Below are 19,428 nucleotides of genomic sequence, written 5' to 3'. Positions count from 1 at the left end.
GTTTCAGGGAGTTCCATGAACGCCGTCCAGAGGTTCATCAGAAGCAGGGTGCTGCTGTTGACCGCGGCCATTTTGATCGCAGCCATGTGCTTGTCGGTCCTCGTTCAAAGCCAGTCACAGGCTGCGCTCAACCGCACGGTTGATGAAAACTCGAGGGGGCTCTACGACATCCTGGTCCAGGCCAAGGCACCCTCCGGGGCCCTCCTGCAGCCCGAGATCGCCAACGGCGCCGGCGGCATCGGCTTCGACCAGCTGGACTCCATCCGGAAGCTGTCCGGCACGTCCGTGGCGGCCCCCATCAGCCTGGTCTCGCGGGTCACCCAGAACCTTGAGACGCCCCGGCTCGACGCCATGGACTACCTCGGCTACAACGCCGGGCTGGCCGGCACCGCCACCGCGGACCAGGCGGCGGGTGCCACCTCACCGGACAAGTGGCCGGCCGCTGAATCGGTCCTGACCGATGCCGCCAAGAAGTACCGGCTGACCGCCAGCGCAGTGAGCTCTGACGGCAACTCGGAGCAGACCCTCTTCAAGACCACCGCCGAGGGCACGCTGGGCAAGGCCCGGCTCGTGGAGGAAAAGGCCCAGGGCGGCAGCAGCATCCGCATCGCCCCGGCGGCGGGGGAGACCGGCATCAAATTCCCCGCCCCCGCCGGCGGCTCCGAGCACAATCTCTTCAACCTTTCCGTCGCCCTCCCGCTGGCTCCCGAGGTCACCGAATCCGTGGTGGCAGTGGACCCGGCCGCTGAACGGGCCCTGCTGGGCTCCGCGGGCGACTTCCTGGCCCCGTTGGAGAAGGCCCCGCCCGCCGACGCACGCGACGCGGGCGCCGTGGGCCGCTACCTGGAAGGCCTCTTCACCAACGGCATCAGCATGGACCAACTCAAGGAAGGTCCGGACTTCCTGGGCGTCAAGCTCAAGTACTGGGCTCCGCTGATGACCCAGTACCAGCAGGCCAAGCGCACCGGCCAGCTGACCAGCGGCTCGCAGGCCGTCCCGCTGATCGTGCGTTCCGGAACATCCCTGGACCTGAAGTACAACGTCAAGATTGAGGAGATTGACGACGCCGGCAAGGTAGTCAAGGACGTCGGCACCGTGTCGAAGTCCCTGGGCAAGGATTACCTGCCGTTCGTCTCGAAGGACCCGTTCGTTTTGTCATGGCCGGGCTCCACGGACCACTCGTCGCTGCTGGGCAACAACGGCAACTTCAACGCGGGCCTGTACACCCCGGCAAAGTGGAGCACCAACTTCGCCGGCGCCCCCAAATACAACGACAGTGACACAGCGGCCAACGGTGCCGTGGACAAGACCGCTGTTCCCGGCGAATGGGTCACCGTCAACCGCCTTCCTGACAAGGCCGCCAACGGCGCGCCCGTTGACCAGACCCAGCGGAACCCGGTGGACGAGCGGTCCTACCGGGACAACCTGTCCACCGGCCAGCAGCAGGCGGCAACGCCGTTGCCCATGGTGTACGGCACGTTCGACCCCGCCGCTGTCGAGGCGGCCTCCGGGGACGTCAACAAGCTCCCGCTGGGCGGCTACGACCCCACGCCGTTCACGCTGGTCAAGGATGCTGCCGGCAAGGATGTTCCCGCAGCAGACCTGAAGCCCTCGTTGAGCGCCACCGGGCTGGCCAGCCAGTCCGCCGGTGCCATCACCGACTACTACGGACTCGCAGCAGCGCGCGGCTACAAGCAGAACGCCGCCGTCATCGACGCCGTGCGCGTCCGCGCCAAGGCGCCGGGCAGCTGGAAGGACGCCCAGCCCGAGGTGGAGAAGCTCGCCGCCGAGATCAGGGACATGGGCCTGGACGCCACCGTGGTGGCCGGTTCGGCGCGTGAGGACACCAGCATCTTCGTTCCCGGCTACTCCAAGGACGGAGCCGGCAAGGAGTCCGCCCTGGGCACCGTCCAGCAGTCCTGGGTCCGGCAGAACGCTGCCGAAGCCGTGGCCGGAGCACTGTCCGGAACGAACATCACGCTGCTGTTCCTCACCCTGTGCGGCGCCGCCCTGCTGACGGGGGCCTCCACCGTGAGCTACATCCGGAAACGGCGCAGCGAGGCAGGAACCCTGCGGGCCATGGGCTGGACCCAGCGGCGGATCCGCAGCTGGGTACTTGAGGAATTCGGCGTCGGGGCCGTACTGCTCGCCGCCGCCGGCATCGTGCTGAGCCTGGTGAGCTGGAGCCTTGCCACCGCACTGGTGTGCGCCGCCGTCCTGGTCCTGTACTGCGGCGCGGCCCTCTTCGCCGCGCAGCAGCTCCGCCACCGCGACGTGATCGACCAGGAGCCGCAGCACGACGAACGGCTCATCCCGGTGGATTCGCCGCTGACCTTCGCCAACCGGCAGCTGAGCACCAACAAGTTCAACACGTTGTCCCTGGCGGTTGCGGTCGGCGTCTTCGGTGCCGCCGTCGGCGGGCTGATCGCCCTGCTGATCGACATCCCGCGGGCAGCGGGTGCAAGCGCGCTGAGCGGCCTGGCGGCGGCCAGCGTCACCCTGCCGAGCATCCTGCTGGCGCTTGCGGGGGTGGCCGTGGGACTGGTGCTCACCCTGGTGACAGGCCGCTTCGAGCTCAACGCCAAGCGGCAATACCTTGGCATCCTCCAGGCGATGGGCTGGAACCCTGACATGCTCCGCCAGGTCCGTTTGTTCGAGAACGCACTGGTGGGAACCGTGGCCCTGCCGCTGGGCGTGCTGGGCGCCCTGGGCATCGGCCTGCTGCTGGCACCCTACGCGGCCATCTGGGCCGCCGTAGCCGGCCTGGTGGCTGTAATTTGCTGGATACCTATTGCAACGAAAGTGGTCCAATGACAAACCCGACGAACCTCCAGCGCAGCCGCAGGAGCGGCTCCAACGAGGTCCCCCTGCAGACCCGGGCCAACACCATCGTCAAGTCGGCCGACCACGCCACCCCGCTGGAGATGCGCGACATCACCATCCGCTATGGCGGTGGAAAGGGCGGCGCCGAGGCCGTGAGCGTGGTGGAAGGCTTCGACCTGACCCTGCACGCCGGCGAAATGCACTGTGTGGCCGGCCGAAGCGGCTCCGGCAAGACCAGCATCCTGACCGTCGGCGCGGGACTCACCCTGCCGACGTCGGGCCGCGTTTTCTGGGAAGGCGATTCGCTCGAAAGCATGGGCGACGACGAAATCGCCGACCGCCGTCGTGCACTGATCGGTTATGTGGACCAGGGCGGTGCCCTGATCGACGGCATGAGCGCACTGGAGAACGTGCTCCTGCCTGCCGTTCCGGACGGCGAAGTGGACCAGCGGCGCGACATGGCCAAGGACCTCCTGGACCTGGTGGGCCTTGGCCGGCGGATGCGGCACCGTCCCGCCCAGCTGTCCGGCGGTGAACGGCAGCGCGTGGCGATCGCCCGCGCCCTGATCCTGGGCACCAGGGTCCTGGTGGTGGACGAGCCCACCGCCAGCCTGGACCGTGCCTCTGCCAACCGCATTATCAGTATCCTGAAGGACACCACCTCTGACGGGATCGCCGTCCTGGTGGCCTCCCACGACCACGAACTGGTCCGGCTGAGCGATACCCTGACAGAACTGATCTAGCCCCGCCCACTCCGCACTGAAGGTAACCGTCCGAACGTGACTGCTCCAGAAAAAACGCCGTTCTACATCACCACGGCCATCACCTACCCCAACGGTGTGCCGCACATCGGCCATGCCTACGAGTACATAGCCACCGACGCCATGGCGCGCTTCAAGCGGCTGGACGGTTATGACGTGATGTTCCTGACCGGCACGGACGAGCACGGCATGAAGATTGCCCAGACCGCGGAGAAGGAGGGCGTCACGCCCAAGGAGCTGGTGGACCGGAACGCGGAGGTCTACATGGCCGCGCACGCCGCGCTGGGCATCAGCTACGACCGCTTCATCCGCACCACGGACGAGGACCACTACGCTGCCTCGCAGGCCATCTGGAAGAAGATGGAAGCGAACGGGGACATCTACCTCTCCAAGTACGAGGGCTGGTACTCCGTCCGGGACGAAGCCTTCTATGGCGAGGATGACACCGTGGTCAAGGACGACGGCGTGCGCTACTCGAAAGAGACGGACACCGAGGTGACGTGGACTGCGGAGGAGAGCTACTTCTTCCGGCTGTCCGCCTACCAGGACAAACTGCTGGCACTGTATGAATCCCACCCGGAATTCGGCGCGCCGCAGTACCGGTTCAACGAGGTCATCAGCTTCGTCAAGCGCGGGCTGGAGGATCTGTCCATCAGCCGGACCACGTTCGACTGGGGCGTTCCCGTGCCCGGCAACGACAAGCACGTCATGTATGTCTGGGTGGACGCGCTGACCAACTACCTCACGGGCGTCGGTTACCCGGATGTGGACTCGGACAAGTTCCGGAAGTACTGGCCCGCCGACGTCCACATCATCGGCAAGGACATCTCCCGGTTCCACGCCATCTACTGGCCCGCCTTCCTGATGAGCGCAGGGCTGGATCTGCCCAAGCGGGTCATGATCCACGGGTTCCTGCACAACAACGGGGTCAAGATGTCCAAGTCCCTGGGCAACGTGGTGGCTCCTGCCGATTTCGTTGCCCGCTATGGGCTGGACCAGGTGCGGTTCTTCTTCCTCCGCGAAGTCCCGTTCGGGGCCGATGGCAGCTACAACCACGAGGCCATCGTGGGGCGCATGAACGCGGACCTGGCGAACAACTTCGGCAACCTCGCACAGCGGTCGCTGTCCATGGTGGCGAAGAACTGCGGCGCCTCGGTTCCCTCCCCCGGAGAGTTCACGGCTGCGGACCAGGCCATCCTTGACCAGGCCAACGGCCTGCTGGACGCCGCCCGCGCCGCCTTCGACAAGCAGGAATTCAGCCGCGCCCTGGAAGCTGTCTGGGGCGTGCTGCACCACACCAACGCCTACTTCGCCGATCAGGCGCCCTGGGTCCTGCGGAAGACCGACGTCGAACGCATGAACACCGTCCTGTACGTGACCCTGGAGGTCCTGCGGATCGTGGCCATCCTGGCCCAGCCGGTCATGCCCAACGCCACGGCCAAGCTCCTGGACGCCCTGGGCCAGGCAGAAGGTGAAGCCCGCCAGTTCGCCGCCATCGCCAGCCCGATCGTCCCGGGAACGGCACTGCCGGCTCCCACTCCTGTGTTCCCCAAGTTCGAGGAACCGGCCGAAGCCTGAGGTTCCGGCGCACGAAAGGGCAGGTGAGGCGGACTTCCGCGCCACCTGCCCTTTCCCGTTCCGGCGCCCTGGCCCGGCCGTCGGCGGGCTATGCGGCGGCAAGCCCCTGGACAGGCGACAGCCGTGCCGCACGCCGGGCAGGAATGACCGACGCCAGCAGGCCGGCGACCACGGCCACGGCCAGTACCCCCAACAACTGCAGCCAAGGGACGGAGGGTGTGACCTCGGCCAGGCTGCCGAGGGCGGACCGCGCCCCCAGCCAGCCATAGACGCTGCCCAGGACAGCACCAATCACTGCGGCGACGCCGGCCACCAGGGCTGCCTCAAGGGCCAGCATGCCCCGCAGCTGGCCTTTGGTAAGGCCCAGCGCCCGGAGCAGGGAGTTCTCCCTGGTCCGTTCGAGCACGGACAGCGACAGTGTATTGGCCACGCCGATCAGCGCGATCAGCACCGCCACCCCCAATAGGCCCGTGACCACTAGGAGCAGTACGTCGATGACCTCATTGAAGGTGACCCGCTCTATGGCGGCGCCGCTGACCGCACCCGCGGACACGCCTGCTGCCTGGGCAACAGCGGACTGGATGTCCTTGATCCGGTCTGCGGACAGCGGTGCGCCGCCGGGAGCGTCCGCCAGGCGCAGCCAGACGGCACTGGCCGCGGGGCCGGTGCCATCGGTCCGCGCACTGTCTGTTGGGGCAACGCCACTGCCCGTCAGGCCCGACTGGCGGGCGGTGTCGGTGGACACCAGGGCCGGGATGTTGCGGGTCCGCAGCACCACGGCTTCCAAGGTGGCCCGTCCGGCGGCGCCGTTGACCTCAACGGATCCGGCCGGGGAGCCTTCGGGCAGGTAGATCCTGCCCGGTTCAAGGGTAATAGTGGTGTCGCGGAGCAGCCGGCCGGCCTCCGCCGCGTCGAGGGCATAGACGGGGCTGTCCATGCCTTCGCCGGCCATGGTGCCTGCTACCGGCAGCAAGGCCGCAGTAGCGACGCCGTCGATCCGTGCTACTGCGTCACGCTCGAGGGCTGTCAGTGCACCCCCGGTGATGGCCATATCCACGGGGTAGGTACCGGCGAGGGCGTCATCAAACGCCTGGCGGGCAGTGGCAGCCCCGGTCATCATGAGGGACACCAGCGTGACGCCGATCAGGAGGGCGGCAGCGGTGACGGAAGTCCGGGCCGGGTTGCGGACGGCATTGAGTGCGGCCAGCTTCCCGGGGACGCCGGCAGGGGAGGCCAACCGTCCCGCCAGGCCCACCAGCTGCGGGACGAACAGGGTGGCGCAGAGCAGGACTCCGACGAAGGAGAGCACGCCGCCGGCGAAGGCCACCACCAGCATCACGCCCGCGGCGCCGAGGGCCAGCAACGGAATACCAAGGGCAAGGGCGGCAAGGCCCAGCACCAGTCGCACTCGGCCGCGCCGGTTCCCGATTCCGGCATCGTCAGCCGGCCGCAGGGCAGCAAGCGGAGCCACGGCCGTGGCAGCTTTCGCGGGAACCAGGGCGGCGCCCAGGGTCAGGAATGTGCCTACTGCCAGCCCCGCAATGACGGACGACGACGGGACGGCCATGGTGGCAAACGCCATGTCCGGCTGCGTCCCGGCCCAGCCGATCAGGGCAGCCATCAGGGCGACGGCGGCGAGCACACCAGCCGCAGAGGACACCAGGCCCACCACCAGGGCTTCGGCCAGGACCGAGTTGCGTACCTGGCTCCGGCACGCCCCCAGGCACCTGAGCAGCGCCAGTTCCCTGGTGCGTTGGGCCACCAGCACCGCGAAGGTGTTGGTCACCACCAGGCCGGAGACAATCAGGGCGACCCCGGCGAACGCCAGCAGGATGATTGTCAGTTCATCCTGGCCTCCGGTCATCATCGCCACCTGGGCGGTGACCTGTTCGTCTGCTGTTTTGACCTGCGCGCCTGCGCCGACGCCGGTGAGCGCCGCCAGCACGTTCTTGCTGGTTGTGGCGGCGTCGGTGCCTGAAGCCAGGGCCAACTGGATGGTCCCGTAGCCGGCGCCGGCGCCGGTACCACCTTGCGGGTCCCGGGCACCGGCTGCCAGGGCACTGACGGCCGGTGTCCCGGCGACGATCTGCGGGAGGGCAGAGGTGAAGGGGTCGTTGCTGCCGCGAAGGATCCCGGTGACGGTCATGGCCACGGTTGTGGCGCCGTCGGGGGCCCTGAGGGTCAGGGAGTCGCCGACGCGCAGCCCATAGCGGGCGGCGGCAGCCCTGTCCACCGCAACGCCGTCAGCACTCTCCGGGAGGGCGCCGTCGGTCACGGCCGCGGTTTCCAAGGCCATCGGCGCCAGGTTCCGGGCCTGCGCAAACACCTCCTGGCCGCCGGCGGTGAACTCGGCGTACGCCTCCATCCGGCCATAGGCCTCGGTCACGCCAGGTACCGCACGGACTGCTGCCAGGGCGGCATCATTGAAGGTTCCCGTGTCCGGGGTGGCGATGAGGCCGGCCTTGCTGTAAGCCTCTCCGAGGCTGGCACCCAGCGAAGCACGGGTACTCGCCCCCATCATCAGGGTGGTGGACAGGAACGCCACTGACAGCATCACCGCCAGGCCGACGGCAATGAACCGGCGGCTGTGGGACTGGAATTGCGAGAAGGCAACGCGCAGCACGATCAGCCTCCCAGCTTGCCGAGGGCAGCGAGGACGGACCCGGCGGTGGGCTCGGCGATCTCGCCCACCAGACCGCCGTCACTCATCAGGACCACGCGGTCGGCGTAGCTGGCCGCCACCGGATCGTGGGTGACCATGATGATCGTCTGGCCCATTTCCCGGCTGCTGCGGCGCAGCAGTGCCAGGACCTCGCCGCCGGCGGTCGAATCAAGGTTGCCGGTAGGTTCGTCCCCGAACACCACGTCGGGCCGGGTCAGCAGGGCCCGGGCCACGGCCACCCGCTGCTGTTGACCGCCGGAGAGCTCGTGCGGCCGGTGCCGGAGCCTGTCCTTAAGGCCAAGCGTGGCCACCACTGTGTCGAACCAGGCGGTGTCGGTGGCCTTGTTTGCCAATGCCAGCGGCAGCGTGATGTTCTGTTCGGCTGTCAGCGTCGGCACGAGGTTAAAGGCCTGGAAGACAAATCCGATCCTGTCGCGGCGAAGAGTGGTGAGCTGCTTGTCGTTCAGGGCCGTGATGTCCGTCCCGCCCACCAGGATCCGTCCGGAGTCCGCGGTGTCCAGGCCGGCGAGGCAGTGCATCAGGGTGGACTTTCCGGAGCCGGAAGGGCCCATTATTGCGGTGAAGCGGCCAGCATCGAATGTGACGCTGACCTCACGCAGGGCGCTGACGCGGGTGGCGCCGCGGCCGTACGTCTTGGCCAGGGAGAGGGCCTGCACGGCGGGAGCGGAGGTGATGTTTTGCCTGTTAAAAGCAGTATGGGCATGCGCGGAAGTTGTCATGTTTCCACGCTATGGCCGCACCCGGCGCCCGGGGATCGGCCGGTGGTCTGGTCCTGCCGGGGCCGGCCTCATACCCAGGTCTGAGACCACCGCGCCAGGCGTCAGCCCCCGGGAGTGACAACCCCGGTCTCGTAGGCGAGCACGACTGCCTGGACCCGGTCCCGTGCCCCAAGCTTGGCCAGGATGTGCCCTACATGCGTTTTGACGGTTGCTTCGGAGACAAACAGGTCTGCCGCGATCTCAGGGTTGGATCGCCCTTGTGCCATGAGGGTGAACACTTCGCGCTCGCGGGCTGTGAGCCGTTCGACGGCCTCGTGGTCCTCGGGCCGTTCGTTGCCGTGCGCGCGCAGCAGCGGAGCTACGTGGTCCAGGAGCCGGCGGGTGGTGGAGGGGGCGATGACGGCGTCCCCGCGGTGGACCGTGCGGATGGCTTCCAGCAGTTCCTCCGGCGGGGCGTCCTTCAGGAGGAAACCGCTGGCGCCGGCTTGGATGGCCGCCAGTGCGTACTCGTCCAGATCGAAGGTCGTGAGCACCACGACGCGAAGTTCAGCCCTGGCTGACCCGGCGGGGGCGGAAGCGGCGCGTTCGATAAGCCTGCGGGTGGCCTCGATGCCGTCCATTCCCGGCATGCGCACGTCCATCAGGACGACGTCGGCGGCTGCTGCTCCGAGGGCCTGGAGTGCCTCGAACCCGTTTCCGGCCTCGACCACGACGTCAAGGTCCGGCTGGGAGTTGATCAGCATGCTGAATCCCGAGCGCACCAGTTGCTGGTCATCGACCAGCGCCACTCGGATCGGAGCGGTTGTGTCGCGGTCTAGTGGCAATGTCATGCTCAAGCCTCGGTGTAGGGAAGGAAGGCCGAAACCTGGAAGCCCCCGCCCGCGGCCGGGCGGGCCGCCAACGAACCATCGTAAAGGCTGATCCGTTCCCGCATGCCCCGCAGCCCGTTACCGCCGTCTTCCCCGGCACCCACCGCCGGATGGGCAGCAGCGCCCCGGCCGTCGTCGTGCACTTCGAGCTGCAGCCCGCGTGGCTGCCACCGCACCAAAACCCGGGCCCGGGCCCGCGGACCTGCATGCTTGAGGACGTTCGTCAGGGATTCCTGGAGGACCCGGTATGCCGTGAGTTCGGCGCCCGGAGGCAGGGTGCGCCGCGGCGATCCCAGCCGTTCGACGTCCAGCGGCAGGCCGGCCGCACGGAACCCCAGGAACAGCTCATCGAGGTCCACAAGTCCGGGCAACGGGCGGGTGGTGGACTCATCGCCGTGCCGCAGCACACCCAGCAGCCGGCGCATTTCCGCCAACGATTCCCGTGCCGTGGCGGCGACGGTGGCCAGCGTTTCCGTGGCCACGGCAGGGTTGGCTGCCGCTGCGTATCGTGCACCGTCGGACTGGGTGATGATCACGGACAGGGAATGCGCCACGATGTCGTGCATCTCACGGGCAATGTGGGCGCGTTCATCGGCGGCGGCCAGGGAGCGTTCCTGCTGTTGTTCGGTTTCGAGCCGACGGGCACGGTCCGCGAGGGTCTGCAGTTGCTGACGGCGGACGCGTGTCAGGTCCCCGAGGGTCCAACTGAACAACACCAGCATCCAGATCAGTACGGTGTACACGGCACTAATGGTGAGGCCCAGCACGCCCGTTTGGGCCGTGCTGCTGAGGTTTCGGGTGGTCAGCAGCACGCCGCCCAGCAGGCCCAGGCCCAGGACCGACCGGCTGGCCCGGGCAGGACCGTAGGCGGCAACGGCATAGATGATCAGCGGAACAGCCATCAATCCCGCCAGGGGCTCCAGCCCGGATGCCCATAACGCCAGAGATGCCACCACAATGGCGCCCGCCGCGGGCACCGGCCGGGTGCGTCGCCATGCCAGCGGCACCACCAGTGCGCTCGACAGCACGAAGTGCCAGGGTCGGTCCGCGATGAGGTACACCGGGCCGCAGAAAAGCAGGAGCGCCAGCATGAGGACCAGGTCCACCCGGAAGGTGTTGACCCGGAGCCAGTGATAAGCCTTGTGCCGTAATTCCACCCCGAAACTCTATGCTGATGCGGTGGCGGGTGCCTCATGCCTGGGGCTGATCGCTGTACACGTCCGGGACTCCAACGCCGCCGACGGACCCGGTGTCCGGAATATGGGACGGCTTGACCAGCATATGGATGGTCTGGCTACCCTGAAGACATGAGCGCATCCTCCATCGATCTTGCAGTTATTCCCGGCGACGGCATCGGCCCCGAGGTCATTGCCGAGGCCCTTAAAGTCCTGGAAAAGGCTGTTGCGGCGGAGGGCGTGGAGCTCAAGCCCACGCATTACGAGCTCGGCGCCGAGCACTGGCTTCGCACCGGCGAGACCCTGCCGGACGACGTCCTGGCCGACCTGAAGACCCGCGACGCCATCCTCTTCGGCGCGGTGGGCGCCGCCCCCGGCGACACCCGGATCCCGTCCGGCATCATCGAGCGTGAGCTGCTCCTCAAGCTCCGGTTCAGCCTGGACCACTACGTCAACCTGCGGCCTTCCCGGCTTTACGGTACCGTCGGCAGCCCCCTGGCCAACCCCGGCACCATCGACTTCATCGTGGTCCGCGAAGGCACCGAAGGGCCCTACGTCGGGAACGGCGGCACCCTGCGTGCGGGCACCCCGCACGAGGTAGCCACCGAAGTTTCCCTGAACACCGCCCACGGCGTGGAGCGCGTGGTCCGTGACGCCTTCCGACGCGCCAGCGCGCGGGAACGCAAGCACGTCACCCTGGTGCACAAACACAACGTCCTGGTCTTCGCCGGCCACCTCTGGAAGCGCACCGTCGAAGCCGTCGCCCAGGAATTCCCGGACGTCACTCACGACTACCTGCACGTGGACGCCGCCACGATCTTCATGGTCACGGACCCGTCCCGCTTCGATGTCATCGTCACGGACAATCTGTTCGGCGACATCATCACCGACCTCGCCGCTGCCATCACCGGCGGCATCGGCCTGGCCGCCTCCGGCAACATCAACATGGACCGCACCGCGCCTTCCATGTTCGAACCGGTCCACGGTTCCGCGCCGGACATCGCCGGCCAGGGCAAGGCAGATCCCACCGCGGCGATCCTCTCCGCGGCCCTCCTGCTGGACCACCTGGGCTACACGGACGCCGCCCGCAGGATTGAAGCTGCCGTGGTTGCCGACGTCGAAAAGCGTGACGGCACACGCAGCACCACGGCCGTGGGCGACGCCATCACCGCCGGCCTTTAGCCCGCGCCGGGGCATCCGGCATCGGGCGTAAGCTTGTCTCGAATCACCAAATGCCGCCCCGCCGTTCAGCGCTGAACGAGGTGGCGGCCGATCGTGGAGGAACCATGACCCAGACCGCCCATGGCGTCGAATTCACCCGGCAGCCTTCGGCCAACCCGAAGTCCGCCGAAGAGCGTGCAGCCATCCTGGCAAACCCGGGATTCGGCAACTACTTCACCGACCACACCGCCATCGTGGACTACAGCGTGGACGCGGACGGCAACGGCGGCTGGCACGATGCCCGGATCGAACCCTACGGTCCGATCGTCCTGGATCCTTCCGCCGCCGTCTTCCACTACGGCCAGGAGATCTTCGAAGGGTTGAAGGCCTACCGCCACGCGGACGGGTCCATCTGGACCTTCCGCCCGGAGGCGAACGCGGCGCGGCTGAACAAATCCGCCCGCCGTCTGGCCCTTCCGGAACTGCCGGCCGAGTACTTCCTCGGCGCCATCCGCGAACTGGTGGCAGTGGACAAGGAGTGGGTCCCCTCCGGCGACGGCGAGGCCCTGTACCTGCGGCCGTTCATGATCGCCACCGAGGCCTTCCTGGGCGTCCGCGCCGCCCGCGAGGTGTCCTTCCGGGTGATCGCCTCGCCTGCCGGCAACTACTTCGGCGGCGAGCTCAAGCCCGTGTCCATCTGGATCTCCCGGCAGTATGCCCGCGCCGGCCGTGGCGGCACCGGCGACGCCAAGTGCGGCGGCAACTACGCGGCTTCGCTGATCGCGCAGCAGGAGGCCGAGGCCAACGGGTGCAAGCAGGTCCTGTTCCTTGACCAGGCCAACGACAACGCCGTGGAAGAACTGGGCGGCATGAACGTGTTCTTCGTCATGAAGGACGGCTCGCTGGTAACGCCCGCGCTCACCGGGACCATCCTGGAAGGCGTCACCCGGATGTCCGTCATCCAGGTGGCCAAGGACATGGGCCGCGAGGTTTCCGAGCGGAAGATCACCCTTGACGAGTGGCGTGACGGCGTGGCCTCCGGTGACATCACCGAAGTGTTCGCCTGCGGCACGGCAGCCGTCATCACTCCCATCGGAGTCCTCAAGGACGCCACCGAGTTCATCGGTTCCGAGGACGCCAAGGCGGGGGAGACCACCATGGCCATCCGCGAAAAGCTCTTGGGCATCCAGACGGGCACGGAGCCGGACACCCACGGCTGGCTGACCCGCCTGGCATAGCCTGGCAGTTTTCAATGTACGACGGCGCCTGCCGGACTTGGGTCCGGCAGGCGCCGTCCTGCGTTCCGGCCAACAGGCATTCCTGGGCTGGTTCGCAGATCCTGACCTTGAAGGCGTGGTTGTGCGAACAAGCTGCTGACTGTTGCGGGGTGGATGCCGGCACACCGACGCGCTGCGGGGCTGGGGTGGGGCAGCGCCGGATGCAAGGATGGACCGGTGACTTCAGTTTCCGGCCCCCGGCTGCAGCGCAGCTCCGGGCTCACACAGTTCATCCTGGCACCCAACCCCGGCCCCATGAGCCTGGACGGCACCAACTCCTACCTCGTGCGTGCCCCCGGCCATTCCTCCGTGGTGGTCGTGGATCCCGGTCCCCGGGACGAAACGCACCTGAACGCACTGGCCGGGACCGCCGCCGTCGAACTGATTTTGGTGACCCACCGGCACGCGGACCATACGGCGGGTTCCGCCCGCCTGCATGAATTGACGGGCGCGCCGGTCCGGGCGGCGGAGCCCGGCCACTGCCACGGCGGGGGAGTGCCGCTGGTCCATGGAGAGGTGATCCAGGCCGCAGGGCTGGAGATCGTCGTCCTGGCCACGCCCGGCCACACCTCAGACTCCGTCTGTTTCCACCTGCCTGCGGACGGGGACCATGGATCGGTGCTGACGGGCGACACCGTCCTTGGCCGCGGCACCACCGTCCTGGATTATCCGGACGGCACGCTGGGCGACTACCTGGCATCCCTGGACCGGCTCGAAGCGCTGGGGCCCGCAACCGTCCTCCCGGCCCACGGCCCGGTGCTGCCCTCCCTTGAAGCCATCGCACGGGACTACCGGACACACCGGGAAGAACGGCTGGCGCAGATCCGCGCCGCGCTGGACCGGCTGGGCCAGGACGCAGCCGCGGAGGAGGTGGCCGACGCCGTCTATTCCGACGTCGAGCCTTCCGTCCGGCGTGCCGCCGAGCTGTCCGTGGCCGCGCAGCTGTCCTACCTGCGCGGTGGCGGCAGCGCGGGCCAGGCGGCACCGGCGGGACGGTAGGGTAGGAGCCATGCGTATTGCCAGGTTTGTAGTCGATTCCGATCCCCTGTACGGCGTTGTGGAAGGTGAACCGGGCAGTGAGGAAATCACTGTCATCCACGGCGACCCCTTCTTCCATGGCGTGGAGCGCACATCCGTGCGCCACAAGCTGGAGGACGTCCGGCTGCTGGCGCCGATCATCCCGCGGAGCAAGGTGATCGGCGTTGGCCGGAACTTCGTGGATCACGCCCATGAACTCGGCAACGAGGTCCCCGCCCAGCCGCTGCTCTTCCTGAAGCCCAACACCGCAGTCGTGGGCCCCAACGACCCCGTAGTGCTGCCGGAGTTCTCCGAAGAGGTCTCCTTCGAAGCTGAACTCTGCGTGGTGATCGGCCGGATCTGCAAGGACGTGCCGGAAGACCGCGTGGACGATGTCATCTTCGGCTACACGTGCGGCAACGACCTCACGGCCCGCGACGTCCAGAAAACGGACCTGCAGTGGACCCGCGCCAAGGGCTTCGACACCTCCGCGCCGCTGGGGCCCTGGATCGAGACCGACCTGGACACGGAGGACCTGCGGATCCAGGGCAGGCTCAACGGTGAAGTGCGCCAGGACGGCAGCACCAGCCAGATGATCCGCGGCGTGCGCGAACTGGTGTCGGTGGTATCGCAGGCGTTTACCCTGCTGCCGGGCGACGTGATCATGACCGGCACGCCCGCCGGCGTGGGCCTGGTCAAGGAGGGCGACCGCTTCGAGGTGGAAATCGAGGGCATCGGACGGCTTTCCAACCCCATCGTCCGCCGCTAGGCCTGTCCGGCCGGCGGAAGGCCGGACCCGGCCAGGCGGGTAAAGTTGAAGCCACTATGACTATCGCTTCTTCGTCACCCGCCGCAGCCATTCCGCCCGTTACCGCCGAGACGCCCGTCCGGGTCCGTTTCTGCCCGTCGCCCACGGGTACCCCGCACGTTGGACTGATCCGGACGGCCCTGTTCAACTGGGCCTACGCGCGCCACACCAAGGGCACGCTGGTTTTCCGCATCGAGGACACGGACGCGGCGCGGGACAGCGAGGAAAGCTACCACCAGCTGCTCGACGCATTGAAGTGGCTGGGCATCGACTGGGACGAGGGCGTTGAGGTCGGCGGCCCGCACGAGCCGTACCGGCAGTCCCAGCGCGGCGACATCTACCAGGACGTCATCAAGCGGCTGCATGACGGCGGGTTCATCTACGAGTCCTTCTCCACCCCGGAGGAGATCGAGGCGCGCCACCGCGCGGCCGGACGGGACCCGAAGCTTGGCTACGACGGCTTTGACCGGCACCTGACGGAGGAGCAGCTGGCGCAGTACCGGGCGGAGGGCCGGCAGGCTGTCCTCCGCCTGCGCATGCCGGACGAGGACATCACGTTCACCGACCTGGTCCGCGGCGATATCACGTTCAAGGCCGGTTCCGTCCCTGACTTCGCCGTGGTGCGGGCCAACGGTGCTCCGCTCTACACGCTGGTCAACCCGGTGGACGACGCTCTGATGGGCATCACCCATGTGCTGCGCGGCGAGGACCTGCTCAGCTCCACGCCCCGCCAGATCGCCCTGTACCGGGCGCTGTACGCCATCGGCGTCGCCGAGTACATGCCGGAGTTCGGCCACCTTCCCTACGTCATGGGCCAGGGCAACAAGAAGCTGTCCAAGCGCGACCCCGAGTCCAGCCTGTTCCTGCATCGGGAGCGGGGCTTCATCCCGGAAGGGCTGCTGAACTACCTGTCCCTGCTGGGCTGGTCCCTCAGCGCGGACGAGGACATCTTTACGGTGGAGCAGCTTGTGGAGCACTTTGACGTCCACGACGTCCTGGCCAACCCGGCCCGCTTCGACCTGAAGAAGGCCGAGGCCATCAACGGCACCCACGTCCGGATGCTCGAGCCCAAGGTGTTCCGTGACCGCGTTGCGCACTACCTGCGCGAGGCAGGCCTGGTGGGGGAGATCCTGACAGACCGCGAAGAGGAAATCGTCACCGAGGCGGCGCCGCTGATCCAGGAACGCATCACGCTCCTGGGCGAAGCCCCGGACATGCTGGCGTTCCTGTTCAAGGCCGATGACGCCATCGACATCGCCGACGACGCACGCAAAGGCCTTCCCGCCAACCTTCCCGAGGTCCTTGATGCCGCCATCGCCGCGCTGGAACCGGTGGCGGAATGGACGCCGGACAACATCCAGGCCGCACTCAAGCAGGCCCTGGTGGAGGACATGGGCATCAAGCCGAGGCTTGCCTTCGGCCCGGTGCGCACGGCCGTTTCCGGCCGCCGCGTGTCGCCGCCGCTGTTTGAGTCCATGGTGATCCTGGGCAAGGAGTCCTCCCTGCGCCGGCTCCGCGCCTTCCGCGGCTGATGACCGCTCCCAGCCAAGCGGCCCGAGCCGGCATACTGGAGACACCTTTCGGCCGTGTCCGGGGCGTCCTGTTCGACATTGACGACACCCTGGTGGACCTCGAGTATTCGATGACCACCGCGCTGCGCGAGGTCAGCGAACACCTCCTGCCCGGACTGGACCAGGCCGGGTGGGAGCGGTTCGGCCGCATCTTCACCCACGAGACCACCCACTTCTACGACCGCTACCTGGCCGGCGAGCTGACGTTCAACGAACAACGCCTGCTCCGCGGGCGTGCGGCACTGGGACACTTCGGCGTTGACCTGGGCGAGGGCGAGGAGTCGCACCGGTGGCTGGCGGCCTACATGGAGAAGCAGCCCGCGTACGTGAAGCCGTTCCCCGATGTGCTGCCCCTCCTGGACGTCCTGGACAATGCGGGAGTGCCCTACGGCGCCGTGAGCAACAACGTCCATGACTACCAGCGCGCCAAGTTGGACGGGGCCGGGCTGGAGCGGATCACGCACCTGGTGGGCACGGACACGCTTGGCGTGGCCAAGCCCGATCCGGCCATGTACCTTGAGGGCGTCCGGCTGCTGGGCACTGCCCCGGGCGAAACGCTGTACGTGGGCGATAACCGGCTGCTGGATGCGGAGGGTTCGACGGCGGCAGGGCTGCTGGGCGTCTGGCTGAACCGCGTGGGTGAGGTTGTGGAGGGCTTCGAGGGCAGCATGGTTGCTTCCCTGGAGGAACTGCTGGCCTAACCGGACCAGCCGGCCACATAGGCGTTGCAGGCCGGGACCGCGGCCCCCTTTTTTGCAGGGCCGCGGTCCCGGCCTGTCTGCGTCAGCTGTCAGGGGGCCCGCAGGCCCGCGGCACGGCGGCGCAGGAGCAGGTAGGCCGCGACGGCGGCGGCCACGAGCAGCGCGATCAGCAGCAGGGCGATGCCCGGGTTGTCCAGCCAGGACGACGGCGACACTGCCGCCACTTTCGTGTGCAGCTCCTGCGTGCCGGCAGCGATTTTCGCGTTGCCGTCCGCCAGCTTGCCGGCGCCTTCCGCCAGTTTGCCGGAACCGTCGTCCAGCCGGCCGTTGCCATCGGCCAGCTGACCGGATCCTTCGGCGAGCCGTGCGGACCCCGATTCCAGTTGGCCCGTCCCACTGCTGAGCTTGACGGTTCCGTCGGAGAGGGCTTCCGTTCCCGCCAGCAGGCCCGGGTTCGCCGGGTCGCCGCCGCCGTTGATGCCCGCGCTGAGCCGGGTGGTGCCGTCCTGGAGGTTGTTGGCGGCGTAGATCAGGCCGGGACGGTCGGGGTCGCCCGGCACACCGTCCATCCCCACCCGGATCTTCGCCGTCCCCTCGGCCAGCATCGACGTGCCCAGCACCACGCCCGGGTTCTGCGGATCCGTCGCATTGAGCTTTTCCGCCAGGGTGGCAAAGCCCGCCTTCAACCGTCCGGCGCCGTCGTTCAACTCGCCGGCTCCCGTGGCCAGCCTGCCCGTTCCGGTCTTCAGCTGCCCGGCGCCGTCGTCCAGGGCCCCGGCCCCGCCGTTGACCTTTGCTGCGCCGGCGTCAAGCTGTACCGCCCCGGCATAGGCCCTCCGGCCGCCGTCGGCCAGCTTGGCTATCTGGTCCTTGATCACTGCAAGGGGTACCAGGCCCTGCGGTCCGTTCGCTGCCGCTTCGAGCTGGTCCAGTCCCTGGCTGAGTGCGGCGAGCCCGTCGCCCTGTGCGGGGTCGTTGCCGGCACCCGGGTAACCCTTGAGCCGGTTTGCTCCGGCTGCCAGCTGGCCGGTGCCGTCCTTCAGCGCTGCGGTCCCGCTGCGCAGCTTGGTGGCGCCGGCATCAAGATCGCCGGCACCTGCGGCGAGCTGGCCCGTGCCTGCAGCGATCCGGCCCGCGCCGTCAGCAAGGTTGTTGGGTGCGTTTCCGGACGCCGTTGGGGTCAGCGCAGCGGAAAGAGCGACGGCGCCGGACTGAAGCTTCCGTGCGCCGTCGTCCACCTGGTAGACACCCGGTACCAGCTTGTTCAGCACATCATTCTGCAGCTTGGTGGTACCGGCGTGCAGCTTGTCCACCCCTGGTGCCAGCTGGTCGCGGACTCCGGAGAAGATCCGGCCGGCCCCCGACTGCAGGGCCGCGGCGCCGGCATTCAATTCGCTGCTGCCGTCCCTGACCTTGTCCGAGCCGTCCTTCACCTGCGCCGCGCCTTTGTTCGCGGCCCCTGCTCCTGCTGCCAGCTGGCCCGAACCGTCTTTGAGTTGGTTGGCCCCCGCGGCAGCCTGCTCTGCTCCGTCCATCAGCTGCGCGGCACCGTTGGCGATCTGGCCCGTGAGGAAGGTATAAACCGCAAGGAAAAGAGCCAGCAGCAGGGACAGTGCGGTGATGGCGATGGATTGGGACCGGGTTTTGGGCTTGGCTGTTGCGATGGATTCTGTGCGGGTTGTCAACGCTGACACTTCCTAACTGGGCCACCGGGCGACGCTGCCCGGTGGTCGAAACCGTTGGTGGGAGGGCCATCCTGTTTCCTCGTGGGGGTGCCCGGATAGCGGGACGGGAAGTTGTTACTGATGGGTAACTTACTCGAGGGTAACCATACGGCGGGAGCGTGGGCAAGGGCCCGCATGGAGAAGTCCATGCGGCTGCCGGCGACTTCGTCGATCCCGATTTGTGCGAGCCGAAAGTCTCGGGTAAAGTAATTTCTCGTGCTGAGGCGCACGGAGCAGGGAAAAAGCCCTGAAAACCGGCCCGAAAGTGCCATTGGGATATGGTGTAATTGGCAACACTACGGTTTCTGGTACCGTCATTCTAGGTTCGAGTCCTGGTATCCCAGCTCTGATTTGAAAGCTGGCTTCAGCTGGAATTCAGTAGGTTTCCACTCGGTTCGCCGATTTGAAACCACGGCAAAGTGTGTGAAATACTCACTGAGCTTGAGCGGCGGAAACGCTGCCGGAAGTACTCTGGCCCCATCGTATAGCGGCCTAGTACGCCGCCCTCTCACGGCGGTAACGCGGGTTCGAATCCCGCTGGGGTCACCATCGAAATGGTCC

General features: G+C 67.6%; 14 protein-coding genes and 2 tRNA genes. 11 read left to right on the top strand and 5 right to left on the bottom strand.

Annotated elements, in window-relative coordinates; all coding sequences use genetic code 11:
• Window positions 1-15 precede the first annotated feature (15 nt).
• From FB478_RS05305 to metG, 3 genes are read left to right on the top strand one after another with little or no spacing between them, the layout of a single operon-like run.
• Window positions 16-2,814 (top strand): FtsX-like permease family protein, encoded by a 2,799-nt coding sequence (locus FB478_RS05305; RefSeq protein WP_018768337.1) that lies wholly within the window; start codon window positions 16-18, stop codon window positions 2,812-2,814.
• Complete coding sequence (locus tag FB478_RS05300; RefSeq protein WP_018768336.1) at window positions 2,811-3,566, top strand: ABC transporter ATP-binding protein; 756 nt, start codon at window positions 2,811-2,813, stop codon at window positions 3,564-3,566. The genes FB478_RS05305 and FB478_RS05300 overlap by 4 nt, the downstream gene beginning before the upstream one ends.
• Before the next feature lie 36 nt (window positions 3,567-3,602).
• Complete coding sequence (gene metG / locus FB478_RS05295; protein WP_144599846.1) at window positions 3,603-5,162, top strand: methionine--tRNA ligase; 1,560 nt, start codon at window positions 3,603-3,605, stop codon at window positions 5,160-5,162.
• Between the two features lie 88 nt (window positions 5,163-5,250).
• On the opposite strand, the gene FB478_RS05290 is transcribed toward metG, so the two are convergent.
• The 4 genes from FB478_RS05290 to FB478_RS05275 all read right to left on the bottom strand — a co-directional run bounded on the left by FB478_RS05290 (window position 5,251) and on the right by FB478_RS05275 (window position 10,590).
• A complete protein-coding gene (locus FB478_RS05290; protein WP_144599845.1) occupies window positions 5,251-7,785 on the bottom strand; it encodes an FtsX-like permease family protein in 2,535 nt (844 codons plus the stop codon).
• A 2-nt stretch (window positions 7,786-7,787) separates the two neighbouring features.
• Window positions 7,788-8,564 (bottom strand): ABC transporter ATP-binding protein, encoded by a 777-nt coding sequence (locus FB478_RS05285; RefSeq protein WP_056387913.1) that lies wholly within the window; start codon window positions 8,562-8,564, stop codon window positions 7,788-7,790.
• Window positions 8,565-8,665: 101 nt separating this feature from the next.
• Window positions 8,666-9,394 (bottom strand): response regulator transcription factor, encoded by a 729-nt coding sequence (locus FB478_RS05280; protein WP_186447731.1) that lies wholly within the window; start codon window positions 9,392-9,394, stop codon window positions 8,666-8,668.
• A gap of 2 nt (window positions 9,395-9,396) precedes the next feature.
• Window positions 9,397-10,590, bottom strand: coding sequence for a sensor histidine kinase (locus FB478_RS05275; RefSeq protein WP_056387910.1), 1,194 nt, complete (start codon window positions 10,588-10,590; stop codon window positions 9,397-9,399).
• A 150-nt stretch (window positions 10,591-10,740) separates the two neighbouring features.
• Between FB478_RS05275 and FB478_RS05270 the strand changes: the two genes are divergently transcribed.
• The 6 genes from FB478_RS05270 (at window position 10,741) to FB478_RS05245 (ending at window position 17,143) form a co-directional block, all read left to right on the top strand.
• Entirely contained in the window at window positions 10,741-11,790 is a 1,050-nt protein-coding gene (locus FB478_RS05270; protein ID WP_144599844.1) for a 3-isopropylmalate dehydrogenase, read from the top strand.
• Window positions 11,791-11,894: 104 nt separating this feature from the next.
• The gene (locus FB478_RS05265; protein ID WP_018768328.1) at window positions 11,895-13,007 is read left to right on the top strand and encodes a branched-chain amino acid aminotransferase; all 1,113 of its coding nucleotides are present in this window, start codon (window positions 11,895-11,897) and stop codon (window positions 13,005-13,007) included.
• A gap of 216 nt (window positions 13,008-13,223) precedes the next feature.
• Window positions 13,224-14,045 (top strand): MBL fold metallo-hydrolase, encoded by an 822-nt coding sequence (locus FB478_RS05260; RefSeq protein WP_056387908.1) that lies wholly within the window; start codon window positions 13,224-13,226, stop codon window positions 14,043-14,045.
• A 10-nt stretch (window positions 14,046-14,055) separates the two neighbouring features.
• Window positions 14,056-14,832 (top strand): fumarylacetoacetate hydrolase family protein, encoded by a 777-nt coding sequence (locus FB478_RS05255; RefSeq protein ID WP_018768326.1) that lies wholly within the window; start codon window positions 14,056-14,058, stop codon window positions 14,830-14,832.
• A gap of 56 nt (window positions 14,833-14,888) precedes the next feature.
• Window positions 14,889-16,403: a glutamate--tRNA ligase gene (gene gltX / locus FB478_RS05250; RefSeq protein WP_018768325.1), complete on the top strand. Its 1,515-nt coding sequence runs from the start codon at window positions 14,889-14,891 to the stop codon at window positions 16,401-16,403.
• Entirely contained in the window at window positions 16,403-17,143 is a 741-nt protein-coding gene (locus FB478_RS05245) for an HAD family hydrolase (protein ID WP_056387906.1), read from the top strand. The genes gltX and FB478_RS05245 overlap by 1 nt, the downstream gene beginning before the upstream one ends.
• A gap of 89 nt (window positions 17,144-17,232) precedes the next feature.
• Here the strand turns inward: FB478_RS05245 and FB478_RS05240 are convergent, their stop codons facing one another.
• A complete protein-coding gene (locus FB478_RS05240) occupies window positions 17,233-18,837 on the bottom strand; it encodes a hypothetical protein (protein ID WP_395858337.1) in 1,605 nt (534 codons plus the stop codon).
• Window positions 18,838-19,139: 302 nt separating this feature from the next.
• Here FB478_RS05240 and FB478_RS05235 point away from each other — a divergent pair.
• Window positions 19,140-19,211: transfer RNA gene (locus FB478_RS05235), tRNA-Gln, on the top strand.
• Between the two features lie 129 nt (window positions 19,212-19,340).
• Window positions 19,341-19,416 (top strand) — tRNA-Glu (locus tag FB478_RS05230).
• The last annotated feature ends 12 nt before the right edge of the window (window positions 19,417-19,428 follow it).

The organism is Arthrobacter sp. AG367 (assembly GCF_007828995.1).
Classification (GTDB): Bacteria; Actinomycetota; Actinomycetes; order Actinomycetales; family Micrococcaceae; genus Arthrobacter.
The sequence above is the reverse complement of the archived record's forward strand: the minus strand, read 5'-3'. Positions and strand labels throughout refer to the sequence as shown.